The sequence below is a fragment of the Halorubrum laminariae genome, from assembly GCF_024494655.1.
GTDB classification, from domain to species: Archaea; Halobacteriota; Halobacteria; order Halobacteriales; family Haloferacaceae; genus Halorubrum; species Halorubrum laminariae.
In genome coordinates this window covers 388459-402044 of sequence record NZ_JANHDL010000003.1, presented here as the reverse complement: position 1 = coordinate 402044, position 13586 = coordinate 388459, and the positions used below count along the sequence as shown (strand labels likewise).

Annotated in this window: 14 protein-coding genes; 8 read left to right on the top strand and 6 right to left on the bottom strand. The window is 66.1% G+C overall.

Going from position 1 to position 13586, the window contains the following annotated elements:
• Window positions 1-53: 53 nt before the first annotated feature.
• Entirely contained in the window at window positions 54-1139 is a 1086-nt protein-coding gene (locus NO887_RS08065) for a DNA topoisomerase IV subunit A (RefSeq protein WP_256417949.1), read from the bottom strand.
• Window positions 1140-3620, bottom strand: coding sequence for a DNA topoisomerase VI subunit B (locus NO887_RS08060; protein ID WP_256417948.1), 2481 nt, complete (start codon window positions 3618-3620; stop codon window positions 1140-1142).
• A gap of 189 nt (window positions 3621-3809) precedes the next feature.
• Here NO887_RS08060 and NO887_RS08055 point away from each other — a divergent pair, with 189 nt between their 5' ends.
• From NO887_RS08055 to NO887_RS08045, 3 genes are all read left to right on the top strand, one after another.
• Window positions 3810-4577 carry an IclR family transcriptional regulator gene (locus tag NO887_RS08055; RefSeq protein WP_256417947.1) on the top strand — a complete coding sequence of 256 codons (768 nt, stop codon included), beginning with the start codon at window positions 3810-3812 and terminating at the stop codon, window positions 4575-4577.
• Between the two features lie 245 nt (window positions 4578-4822).
• On the top strand, window positions 4823-5536 hold the full coding sequence (locus NO887_RS08050; RefSeq protein ID WP_256417946.1) for a haloacid dehalogenase type II: 714 nt from the start codon (window positions 4823-4825) through the stop codon (window positions 5534-5536).
• 73 nt (window positions 5537-5609) lie between these two features.
• Window positions 5610-6689, top strand: a complete 1080-nt coding sequence (locus NO887_RS08045; protein WP_256417945.1) for an aminopeptidase — start codon at window positions 5610-5612, stop codon at window positions 6687-6689.
• Between the two features lie 73 nt (window positions 6690-6762).
• Here NO887_RS08045 and NO887_RS08040 read toward each other — a convergent pair whose 3' ends face one another.
• A complete protein-coding gene (locus NO887_RS08040; RefSeq protein ID WP_256417944.1) occupies window positions 6763-7323 on the bottom strand; it encodes a response regulator in 561 nt (186 codons plus the stop codon).
• 317 nt (window positions 7324-7640) lie between these two features.
• Between NO887_RS08040 and pan2 the strand changes: the two genes are divergently transcribed.
• The 4 genes from pan2 (at window position 7641) to NO887_RS08020 (ending at window position 11196) form a co-directional block, all read left to right on the top strand.
• Window positions 7641-8864 carry a proteasome-activating nucleotidase Pan2 gene (gene pan2 / locus NO887_RS08035; protein WP_256417943.1) on the top strand — a complete coding sequence of 408 codons (1224 nt, stop codon included), beginning with the start codon at window positions 7641-7643 and terminating at the stop codon, window positions 8862-8864.
• Between the two features lie 63 nt (window positions 8865-8927).
• On the top strand, window positions 8928-9488 hold the full coding sequence (locus tag NO887_RS08030; RefSeq protein ID WP_256417942.1) for a pyruvoyl-dependent arginine decarboxylase: 561 nt from the start codon (window positions 8928-8930) through the stop codon (window positions 9486-9488).
• Between the two features lie 123 nt (window positions 9489-9611).
• The gene (locus NO887_RS08025; protein ID WP_256417941.1) at window positions 9612-10769 is read left to right on the top strand and encodes a cobalamin-independent methionine synthase II family protein; all 1158 of its coding nucleotides are present in this window, start codon (window positions 9612-9614) and stop codon (window positions 10767-10769) included.
• Between the two features lie 49 nt (window positions 10770-10818).
• On the top strand, window positions 10819-11196 hold the full coding sequence (locus tag NO887_RS08020) for a DUF5811 family protein (protein ID WP_256417940.1): 378 nt from the start codon (window positions 10819-10821) through the stop codon (window positions 11194-11196).
• Between the two features lie 37 nt (window positions 11197-11233).
• Here NO887_RS08020 and NO887_RS08015 read toward each other — a convergent pair whose 3' ends face one another.
• A complete protein-coding gene (locus NO887_RS08015) occupies window positions 11234-12151 on the bottom strand; it encodes a M14 family metallopeptidase (RefSeq protein ID WP_256417939.1) in 918 nt (305 codons plus the stop codon).
• A gap of 129 nt (window positions 12152-12280) precedes the next feature.
• Between NO887_RS08015 and NO887_RS08010 the strand changes: the two genes are divergently transcribed.
• Window positions 12281-12484 (top strand): hypothetical protein, encoded by a 204-nt coding sequence (locus NO887_RS08010; protein WP_256417938.1) that lies wholly within the window; start codon window positions 12281-12283, stop codon window positions 12482-12484.
• 27 nt (window positions 12485-12511) lie between these two features.
• Here the strand turns inward: NO887_RS08010 and NO887_RS08005 are convergent, their stop codons facing one another.
• Entirely contained in the window at window positions 12512-12931 is a 420-nt protein-coding gene (locus tag NO887_RS08005) for a universal stress protein (protein ID WP_256417937.1), read from the bottom strand.
• 104 nt (window positions 12932-13035) lie between these two features.
• On the bottom strand, window positions 13036-13557 hold the full coding sequence (locus NO887_RS08000; RefSeq protein ID WP_256417936.1) for a CinA family protein: 522 nt from the start codon (window positions 13555-13557) through the stop codon (window positions 13036-13038).
• Window positions 13558-13586: the final 29 nt, after the last annotated feature.

Genomic DNA, 13586 nt, shown 5'->3' with positions numbered 1-13586 from the left:
GGCGCGCCGCCGGTGGGCAATTGTGGCTGGTCGGCTGATCGTGGCTGTCTACGTTACAGCACGCCCATCTCGCCGAGCCGCTCGGGGAGGTACGTGTCCGTCACGAAGTCGAGGCCGCGGCTCGCGAGCGACTGTTGTTCGGACTTCTTACCGATGTCGAGCTGGAGTTCGATCTGTTCCTCCCAGTAGTCGGTCTGAAAGCGCGGGTCCTCAAGCTCCGATTCGAGCGCGTTCACGTCCGAATCCGAGAGGGGGTCGCTCGGCAGGTCGTACTCGACGATGTCTTCGGGCTGAATGCCGATGAAGCGCGCTTCGGGCGTCGCGAGGTACTTCGAGAGGTGCGCCGACTTGATAGAGCCGTAGGCGACAGAGCCGTAGATCCGATAGGACCACGGGTCGCCGTCCGTGAACACCACCACGGGGAGGTCGAGTTCGTCCCGGAACCGCTTCGTCAGCCGACGCGTGGCGCGCGCCGGCTGTCCGCCGAGGTGGACGACCAAGGCGTCGTGTGCCTCGTCGAAGCCGTTCTCGACGAGTCGATCGCGCATGCCGCCGGTCTCGACGCAGAGGACGAACTCGGCGTCGTTGTCGAGGAACTCGATCGTGTCGGGGTTGTTCGGGATCTGGTAGCCGCCCTGTCCCACGTCGAGCTGACAGTGGATCTCGCGGTCGCCGCGGTTGGTCTGCTCGCGGAGCTTCAGGGGCCCCATCACCTTCGCGCCCGACTCTTCCGGCCGCATGTGGAAGTCCTCGCGGGTCACACCCGTGACGATCTCAAGGTCTTCGACGAGGTCATTCGACTCGTCCTGGCTGGAGAACTGCGCCTCGTTGTTGTCCCACGATTCGGAGAGGTAGTACAGCTCACGCAGCGTGGACGAGCGGTCCTCGTCGAGCTGAGCGGCGAGGAACTCGATCGTGTACGCCGCCTTCAACAGCTTTCGCGCGCCCCGGACCGAGTTCGCGCTTCGGGTTGACGTGCGGTCGCCGTAGGTCCAGACGCCGCTTTCCTCGTCGTACTCGATGTTGCTCTTCGTCCGCGTCGGCAGTTCCATCTCGGGGATCTTGCCGGCCGCGAACTGGTCGTAGAAGTCCGCCGCTAGGTCGATCAGTTCGTCTCGTGCGTCGCTTTCTGTCGTCATTTACGCGTTCACCGTGAGTTTCTCCGTTTCGACGCCGCCGACGCTGACCTCGAAGTCGGCGTCGTCGGTCACCCGATACGTCAGTTCCCGCTCGTCGCCCGAGGGAATCTCGGGCGTCCACTGGACGAACCACTCGTCGTCCATGTCCACGACCGTCCCGTCAGACAGGTCCGTCGGCTCCGTCGAGACGATGTCCGTGATCTCCACCACCTCGTTCACGTTTGAGTGGTTCTCGACGACGAGCGTCACGGTCCCGCCGTCTATCTCGCGTTCGACGCTCACGTTGTTCATGATCCGCGCGAGCGCCCCGCTGATGTCGGGGCGCGGCCGCCCCGTCACCTCCGACACCTTGTCCGCCATCTCCGGGAGGATCGTGCCGAGGACATCCTGTTTCTCGCGGCGCTGCTGCATCGAACGGCGCTTCTTCAGGAACGACTTCAGCTCCCGAGCCGCCTCCCGCACCGCGAGTTCGATCTCGTCTTCGATCGCCGGGACGTTCGCGATGGCGTCCTTCGACTCGCTCGTGAACGGCACGTTCGTGGACGCGACGTGGATACTTATGACGGCCGGGCCGTTCGGCATCCCGGAGCCGCCCGGCTGGTCGAGCCCGTAGTTGCGCCACCCGATCGACTTGATCACGTCGGTCGTCGCACACGCGCCCCGCTGGTAGACGAGGGGAACGCGGTTCGCAAAGCGCAGGAGATCGACCGACCCCTCCGCCGAGATCTCCCCGCCGTAGGCGATCCCGGCCTCGACGATAAACGGGTCGCCACCGTGGACCTCGGCGTCGCGGGTCGCCGCCGCGTAGAAGTCCGCGTCGTACTCCTTTCGCAGCCCCGCCTCCACGAGTTCGGCCGTGATCGGCGCGAGGCAGTCGGTCGGCGGCGCGAGGATGTCGGTCTCGCGCATCGCCGACAGGAGGTCGGCGGCTGCGTCGCGGTCGTCGGCGCTCATCGATACCTTCGGCGGGTCGTCCGGAACCGTCCGGGCTCGCGACCACAGCACCTCGGCGACGTTCTCGCGAGCGGTCTCGCCGAACGTCGCGTCGTGCTGTTCGGCGACGAAGCTCGCGGCGTCCGCGACGAGCCGATCGAGATCGTCGCGGGCGATCCGGAACGAGTCGCCGTCGAGGTTCAGGAATCGGCGCGCGAGCGCGTCGGCCATCGCCTGCACCGCGGCGTCGTCCTTTCGCGTCGAGGTCGCCTCGTCGACGAGGGCGTAGATATCGGCGACCAGCGGCGACTCGTTCGGGTCGTCGTCCGCGTCCTCGGAAGCGTCGGCCGCCCCGTCGGTGTCCTCGTCCTCGGCGGCGTCAGCGGCGGCAACTCCCGTAATCGCCGCCCACGCGGCATCGACCGCGTTGTCGCGGACGGTCCCGCCGAACGTTTTGCCCGTGTCGTCCTCGACGGTCTCGGCGACATTCGCAATGACGGCCGCGAGCTCCGAGCGGGCGATTCGGTCGTTGTTCCTGACTATCTCTGCGACCCCCTCGGCGAAGGCGGTCGTCGCTCGCTTCCCCTTGTTGGCGACCGCGTCCGCGACTGCCCGCTCGATGTCGCGGTCGCCGTGGACGCGCGGTGGCGACCACGAGAGTTCCCGGCCGTAGTAGATGTCGCGGAAGTTGTCAATGACCGAGTCCGCGGTCTTCTTGCCGACTCGTGTGAACTCCTCTTGGAGGAACCCCGAGACTGAGTACGACTCGGTCGCTGCCAGCATCTTTATCAGCGCGCCGAGTTCGACGCCGTGCGGGTGCGGCCGGATCTCCTCCGTCTCAGCCGGGAGCTCGTCGGTCGCGCGCTCGAACTTCAGCGGCTCGTCGAGCCCCGGTTCGCGCAGTTCGATCCGAGCGTGGGGGTTGACGACGGCCGTGTGTTTCACGTAGTCGTGAAGCTGGCCGCGAGCGCGCATGTTCGCCTCCATCTCCAACTCGATCCGCGTGCCGTGCGGCCGGTCCCACGTCGTCTCCTCGTCCGCCCTGATCTCCGGCTCGTTGGTGTCGGTGTCGATGATGAGCTCGAAGTACTGCGCCCGTGACTGCCCTTTCGGGCGCGAGGTGATCTTCGCCGGCTGGCCGGAAGTCAACTGGGAGTACAGTACAGCCGCCGAAATACCGATTCCCTGTTGGCCTCTCGACTGCTCTCTAGCATGAAAGCGACTCCCGTACAGGAGCTTCCCGAACACCTTCGGAAGCTGTTCTTTCGTGATGCCCGGCCCGTTGTCCTCGATCACGAGCCGGTAGTAGTCGCCCACCTCCTCGATCTCGATGTAGATGTCGGGGAGGACGCCGGCCTCCTCGGTCGCGTCGAGAGCGTTGTCGACCGCCTCCTTGACGGCGGTGACGAGCCCGCGAGCGCCCGAGTCGAACCCGAGCATATGTTTGTTCTTCTCGAAGAACTCGGCGATGGAGATCTCGCGCTGACCCTCGGCCAGCTCCTCCGCGATCCCCTCCTCGTCGCCGATCGTCGACTGGAAGGACGTCATTCGGTGTCCCCTCCTTTCGCCGAGGCACCTAAAAACGCACCGCCAGCGGGGTGAAAGTGTATCCCGTCACGAGGGACGGTCTCGACCGAAGGTTCGCGCCGCCACCGGAATCGACGCGTCGATCGGAAATCGCCGCTGGCACGACCGAGCGGTTCGGTAACTTATCAGCCTCCGCGGTGTGGTGGAGGTATGGACACCGGTGAGGGCAAGCGGATCGGCGCGGTCGAGCGGTCCGTCCGCATACTCGAACAAATGGTTGAGGACGGGGACGGCGGCGTGAACCAGTTAGCGCGGGCGCTCGACTACTCGCCGAGTACGGTCCACGCGCACCTCGCCACGCTCCACGATCTCGGGTACCTCGTGACGGTCGACGGCGAGTACGCGGTCTCAAACCGCTTCCTGCGCGTCGCGACCCACGCGCAAGACCGGATCGAGGGTCTGGACGTGATCAGAGCCAACGTCCGGCGACTGGCAGACGAGACGGGAGAGAGCGCGCAGTTCATGGTTGAGGAACACGGGCGCGGGATATACGTCGAGAAGGCAGAGGGCGACCGCGGCGCGCCGAACGACACGTCGCTCGGCAGGCCCCGCTACCTCCACATGTGCGCCTCCGGGAAGGCGATCCTCGCGCACCTTCCGTCGGAACGCGTCGGCGAGATAGTCGAGCGCTGGGGGCTCCCGGCCCAGACGGACCAGACGATCACCGACGAGGCGGCGCTTTTCGCGGAGTTAGACGCGATCAGAGACGCGGGCGTCGCGACGAACGAAGGCGAGACCGTCGACGGACTGACGGCAGTTGGCGCGCCGATCCGCTCGGCTGAGGGACGCGTGATCGGCTCGATCAGCGTCTCCGGACCGACACACAGGCTCACGTCGAACGGCGAGATACGAGAGCGATACCGCGACGAACTGATCGGTGCGGTCGAGGACATCACGCTCAACCTCACCTACCTCTGACGATCCTTCGCGTTCACCGATAGCGAACACACGGCCGAGGGCATCGACTGGCAGTGTTCCCTGCGGTAACGATGTCGTCGTGGCCGGTCTCAGTAGAGATGGGGATCGAGTTGACACAGATTATCGTTCGACAGTGGCGAATGAATATTCTCTCCGTCCGTTCCCGTCCGATATTACAAAATATTCAGATTTTATTCCGCATACGTCAGATTAAAGCGCCATCGAGACGCCACTTTGATTGCTACATGTCCACAATCGCTGCGGAGACGATCCGCGAGGAGGCCGACGTGATCGCGTTCGACCTCTGGGACACGCTTCTCGATCGCGAAGCGACGCTCGTGCCCGCGCTCGATGCGCTGCTCGACGACCACGGGAGCGACTATGACCCAGAGATCCTGCTCCGCCGGTACCTCGCCATGCACTTCCGAGATTCGATGATCGACTCGCTTATTCCGGGACCGCACACGCCGTTCAAGGAGATCAGCCGCCGCGCGCTGGGCTACCGGCTCGACCAGATCGGCCTCGACGTGCCCGACGAGGAGGTCCGAGCGGTCATCCGACAGTGGAAGACCCTCCAGCCGTACCCGGACGTCGACGCCGCGCTGGATCGACTGAGCGAGGAGTACACGCTCGTCGGGCTCTCGAACGGCGATCCGGATATGCTGGAAGCCGTCCGTCCGAACTTCGAGACCGAACTCGACGGCGTCGTGTCAGTCGCCGACGCGGGTGCGTACAAGCCCCATCGGGCGTCCTACGACCTCACGTGCGAGGCGTTCGACGTGGCACCGCACGAGGTGGTGTTCGCGACCGCCCACACGTTCGACCTCGTGGGCGCGAAGGCGGTCGGCATGCGCGGGGCCTTCCTGAATCGTCACGAGAACCCCTACGGCGGGTGGCCACAGCGCCCCGACATCGTCGTCGACGACACCGAGGCGCTCGCGGACGTGCTCGCGGCCTGAGTCAGATACCGCGCTGGTCGCTCGCGCCGTCCGCTTCCACAAGCGGTAATCCCTCCGGGGGACGAGTGATCGTATGGACGGACGCATCCGCGAACACGCCGAGACGATCGCTGACCACTCCACGGGCATCGAGGCGGGCGACGACGTCGTCATTCAACTGCCGAGAGAGGCGGAAGACTTGGCGGTCGCCCTCCACGAGATCTGTGGAGACCGCGGTGCCAACCCCGTGTATCTCAACTACTCGAAGCGCGCGCAGCGGGCGTTCAAGCGCGCGTCCGACGAGTTCACCGAGCCGAGCCACCGCCGGGCGCTCTACGAGGAGGCCGACGTGTTCGTCATCGCCCGCGGCGGGTCGAACGCGACGGAGGACGCCGACGTGGACCCCGAGACGAACGCGGCGTACAACCGTGCCCTAGAGGAGGTCAAGCGGACGCGTCTCTCGAAGACTTGGTGTCTCACGCAGTATCCGACCGCGAGCCACGCGCAGTTGGCTGGCATGAGCACCGAGGCGTACGAGAACTTCGTGTGGGACGCCGTCTCGCTCGACTGGGACGCCCAACGCGAGCATCAGGCGCAGATGGTCGATATCCTCGACGACGCCGACGAGGTTCGGATCCGCTCGGGCGACGAGACGGATCTTACGCTCGATCTCGCCGGCAACCGCACGCTCAACGACGACGGCGAGAAGAACCTCCCCGGCGGCGAGGTGTTCACCGCACCGGTGCGCGACGGCGTCGACGGTGAGGTGTACTTCGACCTGCCCCTGTATCGCTACGGTCGTGAGATCGAGGGCGTCAGACTCCGGTTCGAGGACGGCGAGGTCGTTTCCCACTCCGCCGAGCGCAACGAGGACCTCCTGACGGGTATCCTCGACACCGACGAGGGCTCGCGGCGACTCGGCGAGCTCGGGATCGGGATGAACCGCCAGATCGACCAGTTCACCTACAACATGCTGTTCGACGAGAAGATGGGAGACACGGTCCACATGGCGGTCGGATCCGCGTACCCGGAGACGGTCGGCGGAGAGAACGTGGTCAACGAGTCCGCCGAACACGTCGACATGATCGTCGACATGAGCGACGACTCCGTGATCGAAGTCGACGGCGAGGTCGTGCAGCGCGATGGCACGTTCGTGTTCGAGGACGGGTTCTGAGGGGAGGTGTTCGTCGTCCTCGATCGGCGGGGTTTTTGGTGCAGATTTTTGCCGGTCGAGCGAAGCGAGACCGCTATGGAACGCTGCCGGGTACCTCGACGAACGCGTCGCGCGCCGAGAGCCGGTCGAGCGTGTCGTCGACCTCGATTCGGACCGCCTCCATCTTCTCGATGAGGTCCTCGTACTCTTCCGAATCGGTCGCGCCGGACGCCTCCAAGGCCGCCTTCTTCGACGCCAGCGCGAAGAACTCCTGACTGCGCTCGTCGAAGTTCGCCCGATGCAACAACACCTCGACCAGCGTGAGGATGTCTTCTTTGGTCACCGGCTTCGTCTTGTAGTCGTCGAACGGCATGTCGACGATGTCCACGTCCGGTTCGACCGCAGTCAACATCGCGATTCGGGCGTCGTAGCCCGCTGCGTGTATCTGTTCGAGGATCTCGTGCCCCGACATGTCGGGCATCCGTCGGTCCAGTAGCACGACCTCGACAGAGTCGTCCATCTTCGAAAGTGCTTCTTCGCCGCCGGTGGCGATCCGAACGTCGTAGGCTCCGTCGAGATACACCCGGTACAGCTCCGCGAGGTCGGGCTCGTCGTCGACCGCGAGTACCGTGTGGCGCGTTTGCTCGCCACTCATGAACAGTCGACCTCGGTTCGAGGATCGAGCGCGGCAGAACTGCTCGCCGCAGAATCGCTCGCCACGAGGCTACGCTCGACGAGGCTAGCTGAAACGCGTTCGGAAGGCGAGCATACTGTCATATACAGCGAAAAGACGCGTCCTGAATTAAAGTCTTGAGCTTGCATTATCAAAATCGGTATTCACAGATCTGAACGAATGAATCCGAGACGCGGCTGTGCGTGGCGTCCCACGGGCGAGATGGGTCGTGCAGCTGACGGGCAGACTGTCGTGACCCAAAGGCACATTTACGCGCGAGCCGTAGCGAGGTGCAACGAATGTCTCACAGTCCCTCATTGCCCGACCGTCCTCGCTTGGAGCTCGATCCGGAGATGAGCGAGATGGAACGGCTGGAGGCGATCCGTCAGCACTACCAGCGGATCCTGCAGGTGAACGACGAACTGGAAGACCGGCTTGACGACGCACAGAACCGCCGCGGCGAGCTGAAGACCGACGTCGACGATCTGAAGCGCGAAAACGAGGTGCTGAAGACCTCTTCGCTGTACATCGCCTCCGTCGAAGAGATCACCGACGACGGCGTCGTGATCAAACAGCACGGCAACAACCAAGAGGTGTTGACACAGGCGGCCACGCGGCTCGATGAGGACCTCCGTCCCGGCGACCGCGTCGCGATCAACGATTCGTTCGCGGTCCAGCAGGTGCTCGACGACGAGACCGACTCGCGCGCACAGGCGATGGAAGTCACCGAATCGCCCGACGTGGAGTACGCGGATATCGGCGGTATCGACGACCAGATCCGCGAGGTGCGCGAGGCCGTCGAAGACCCACTTGAGAACCCCGAACAGTTCGAGGCCGTCGGCGTCGAACCACCGAGCGGCGTGCTGCTGCACGGCCCACCGGGTACCGGGAAGACGATGCTGGCGAAGGCGGTCGCCAACGAGTCCGACGCGACGTTCATCAAGATGGCCGGCTCCGAACTGGTTCGGAAGTTCATCGGCGAGGGGTCGCGACTCGTCCGCGATCTCTTCGAACTCGCCGCCGAGCGCGAACCGGCCGTCATCTTCATCGACGAGATTGACGCAGTCGCCGCCAAGCGGACGGACTCAAAGACCTCCGGCGACGCCGAGGTTCAGCGGACGATGATGCAACTACTTAGTGAGATGGACGGCTTCGACGAGCGCGGCGAAATACGCATCATGGCCGCGACCAATCGCTTCGACATGCTCGACGAGGCCATCCTGCGTCCCGGGCGCTTCGACCGGCTCATCGAGGTGCCGGAGCCGGATGTCGAGGGTCGCGCGCGCATCCTCGAGATCCATACGCAAGACGTGAACGTCGCGGACGGGACGGACGTGACCGAGGTCGCGGCCGATCTGGAGGGGTACAGCGGTGCCGACATCGCCTCGCTGGCGACAGAAGCCGGGATGTTCGCCATCCGCGATGGTCGCACCGAGGTGACACAAGCGGACTTTGAGGCGGCCCGCGAGAAGTTACAAGACGCCGACCAGACGGAAGAACAGGTAATCAACTACCAGTACTGATCGGTCACCGTCTGCAGAGCCCGGTTCGTAACCCCTTAGCGGTCCGACGGCGGATCACGGGTCATGAACACCATCCACGTCGCCGGCGGCGTCGGCGTCGCCGACACGGCGATGGCCTCCTACGACGCCGCGCTCGCCGACGCGAACCTCCACAACTACAACCTCGTCGCCGTCTCTTCCGTCGTTCCCGCCGAGGCAACCGTCACCGCGATCGACGAGGCCCCCAATCTCGGCCCCGCCGGCAACCGCCTCACGGTGGTCGAGGCGCGGCGGACGGTCGGCCCCCGAGACGAGGTCGACTTTCGAGAGGGCGGCCGCGCCGGCGCGGAGGACGCAGAATCGAAGCGCGCGCCCCGACGCCGACCCGACGTGGCGGCCGGTCTCGGGTGGGCGACCGGCCCCGGCCCCGGCCTCTTCTACGAGGTGACAGGCGAGGACCCCGACGACGTGCGCGAGCGCATCGAGGCGGGACTCGCGGCAGGCAGCGATCTCCGCGAGTGGGACCTCCCAGACCGAGCGTTCTGCGTCGAGAGCGCGGCTGCCGAGCCGGGCCGGTACACGACGGCGGTCGTGATCGCCGCGTACGGCGAGTCAGAGGCGATCCTCTCGGCGGCCGATGTGTAGGCCGGCGGTTCCGGAGAGATCGGACGGGAGCAAAGCAAAAACGCGCGGATCGAATCGGACGAGCGAGTCGAACTGCGAGTTTCGCGACCTTTACGCACGACGAGCGGCGAGACACCGACACCGATGACGGCCAACGACGACCGGATCCAGACGACGCATATCGGCAGCCTCCCGCGCCCGCCCGAACTGCTCGATCTCCTCACGCAGCGGCAGGAGGGCGAACCAGTGGATGAGTCGGAGTGGGACGCGACTGTCGCGGCCGCCACGCGCGACGTGGTCGAGCGACAGGCCGAGGCGGACGTCGACATCGCCAACAACGGCGAACAGTCCCGCGTCTCGTTCAACTGGTACGTCGCGGACCGGCTCAGCGGTATCGAGGGGAAACGCGAACAGGAGCTGTGGGCAGACCTCCAAGAGTTTCCCGACTATGCCGAGGAGACGTTCAAGACCGACGTTATCGACCTCGCAGAACACCCCGTCGTGACTGGCCCCGTCGAGTACACCGGCCGGGACGAGGCCGAAGCCGAGTTGGCCGAGTTCCGCGACGCGCTCGACGCCGTCGACGCCGACTTCGCGGACACGTTCGTCACCGCGGCGTCGCCGAGCGTCGTCACCGCCACGCACGTCGACGACCACTACGGCGACTACGAGGAGTACCTCTTCGCCGTCGCCGACGCCATGGCGGAGGAGTATCAGATCGTCGCCGACGCGGGATTCACCCTGCAGATCGACGCGCCAGAACTGCTGACCGTCGGTCACACGGCGGCGTACGTCGACGAGCCTCTCGCAGAAGTGAAGGGAGCTACGCGGCTCCACGTGCAGGCGCTCAACGAGGCGCTTTCCGGGATTCCCGAAGAGCAGGTCCGCCTGCACACCTGCTGGGGGAGCTACGAGGGACCCCACCACCTCGACACGGATCTCTCGGACATGCTCCCGGAGATCTACGAGGCCGACATCTCCGGTCTCAGCGTCGAGCAGGCCAACTCCCGTCACCAGCACGAGTACCGCGCGTTCGCCGAGCATCCGGTTCCGGACGAGTGGACGCTGATTCCGGGCGTCGTCGACGTGAAGACGAACATCATCGACCACCCCGAGACAATCGCGGACCGGTTGGAGCGCGTCGCTGACGCGGTCCCAGACGGGACCTCGCTCGTCGCCGCGCCCGACTGCGGCTTCGGCACGCAGGCCGGGATCGGCATGGTCGACCCCGAGATCGCGTGGGCGAAACTCGACGCACTCGACGAGGGGGCCGCGATCGCGACCGAGCGCATCTACGGCTGACTTCGCCGACGCCTTTTTGAGTGGGCTCCGCGTATTCGGCGTGTCTTCGATGAACGGCAACAACCCGTATGCCGGGGCACCGGGCGTGACGAACGCGGGAGAGCCCGCGGCCGTCGACCTCACCCCCGATCAAGAACGGCGACTCCGGCTCGCGGTGGCCGGAATCGTCTCGCGAACCGAGTCGTATCTCCCCAACAGCTACGCCGTCGGCTCCGAGCTATCAGTCGGGACGAACGGGCCGCAGGCGACCGTCGCCGTTAACCCGCCAGCCGGGCATCCGGTCTCGGCCGGCTTCACTCCCGATCCCGACGATCTGGACGCCGGGATCGCCGACGCCGACACCGATGAGGTTGCGCGAGGTCTCGCCGCGAGCGCCGCGATGCAGGTGATGGAAGCCGTCGGCGACGTGACGCCGACCGCGAAGTGAGTCCGGGCCAACGTTGATCAGACCGAACGGTCTCCGCTTAGTGAGAGTCGTCTCTCGCTGGCTCGCCGTTCCGCGAACCGTTCGACACCGTGTTACGCTTCTTCGAGCCGGCTTCTTCGCTCCCGCTCGATCCGCGAACGTCTGCTGGTTCCGGCGGCTTCAGCGTTCCTTGAACGCGACCGTAGATCCCGAATATCTCCTCGTAGCCGTGCTCGCTCGCGAGGATTGGGACGACACCCTCCTCATCGACTCGGTGCGTGTACACGTCGTCTTCCGCGAACACGGCATCGGTGGGGATCGACTCGAAGTTCTCGAAGTAGACGTGCGGCTCGCCGCCGCCTTTGGGAACCTCCTCGTCACCCGTGACGACCGTCGTCTCCGTGAACGTCGGCGGCTCGTCGTTGAGCGCGCCGTGTGCCCGCAGGAATGCGAGACACGCCTCGTAGCCGAACTCGACTGCGGCGTCGCTCCCCTGTCGCCCGACCTCTATCGAGACGGCGTGCGGGACGACGGAGTCGAGCGTGGTCGACCGGAGATTCCCCGAGTCGAGAACGTAATCGATCGGCATGCCGGTCACGCTGCGGCGCACGGACGGGGTCAACTCGCTGTAGATAGCGAACGGCGGCGGCGCGCTGTGTGACGTGTGGAGCGCGAGCACAGCGTCCATCCCGTCGACGGCCGCGGCGAGTCGGGGCGCGAGCGCGCGCTCGTATTCGTCGCTTTCGGCGTCGCCCGGGAACGCGCGGTTCAGGTCCGTGTCCGTGTAGCGCGTCGCCGCCGCCAGCGCCGGTTCGTTGGCGATAACGAGCCTGACGGTGCCGGTCCCCGGTCCCGTCGCGTCGAGCGTCGCGGCGAGTCGTCGCACAATCTCTTCGCCCGCGGGCTCGTCTCCGTGGATCCCGCCGACGATCGCGACGCGGGACGCGCCCGCTGACCCGCGTTCGATCGTTTCCATACGGATATCTGGCGGCGGTCGCGTGAAAAGCGTGCCCGTTCTGCCGCGGCCGCCGGGCCGCTCGGCCGCTCGGCAGCCACGACGAGACACGCAGATCCATTTATTTGCTCTCCGCACGCATTCGGCCGTATGGACTCGACCGACTCCGCGCTCGTCGGCGTCGCCGGCGTCGTCGCCGCGCTCGTGCTGACGGCCGCGCTAGCGGCCGGCGCGCTGTTCGGATTCGACGAGTCGGTCGCCCGCCCGATCAGGCTGCTCGTGGCCGAGCCCCTCTCGTGGATCGTCGTCGCCGCGCTGCTCGTCGCGGTCGCCGGCCACGCATACCTCGAGTGAGCGTCTCGCTGCCCGTTTCGTTTGATCTCAGCGCACGACGGTCACCGGAATCGACGATCGACGGAACACCGTCTGAGCCACGTTGCCGACGAGCAGCCTGTCGGCGAGCGACCCGCCGTGGGTTCCCATCACTATCGCATCGAACGCCTCGGCCCGATCGAGGATCCGTCGCGCCGGCGGGCCGACCTCGATCTCTCCCTCGACGGTCACGTCGTACTCGTCCGCGATCTCGGCGGCGCGGTCGAGCACGTCCGCCGCGAGCTCGCGTATCGTCTCCTCGCTGTTCTCGGAGAGCGCGATCCCCGTCGCCGCCCCCATCATCCGCGAGGGCTCACCCACGACGTGCAACACGGTTATCTCTGCGCCCTCGTGAACGTCGAGCGCGTACCGCAGCGCCCGTTCGGACAGTTCGGAATCGTCCATCGGCACCAGCACGCGCTCGATCATACGTTCCCGTACGCGGGGTGGTTAAATAAACGCTCGCGCGCCGGACCGAGTCCGCTGTCGCGTGCTCGGCGAGGTCAGATCCGTGTGGCCACCGTTCCGTCTCGTCACACTCCGTCGTCGACCTCGCCGATCGCGCGATCGAGCACGTCGAGGGCCGCGTCGACAGTCTTTCGTCTCACTGCGGCGCGGTCGCCGTCGAATCGGAACCGCTCGTTCCGGACGAACGAGGCCTCGGTCCCCCAGGGGGCGGCGTGTGCGACACCGACGTACACCAGCCCGACCGGCTTCATTGCGGTTCCGCCGTCGGGGCCCGCGATGCCGGTCGTCGACACCGCCCACGTCGTGCCGGCGCGATCGCGCGCGCCGGCCGCCATCTCCTCCGCGACGGCGGCGCTCACCGCTCCGTCCGCGTCGAGCGACTCGCGGGACACGCCGAGCAGTTCGCGCTTGGCGTCGTACGCGTACGTGACGTATCCGCGGTCGAAGTACGCGCTCGCACCCGGCACGTCTGTCACTCGCGATCCGAGGAGGCCACCGGTCAGCGACTCGGCGACCGCCAGCGTCTCCTCCCGGTCAGTGAGTAATTCACCGATCACCGCCGCTCCGTTCCCGTCGCGTTCGCCCATGTCGGCTCCTCGGCGCGGCGGCCCTTGGG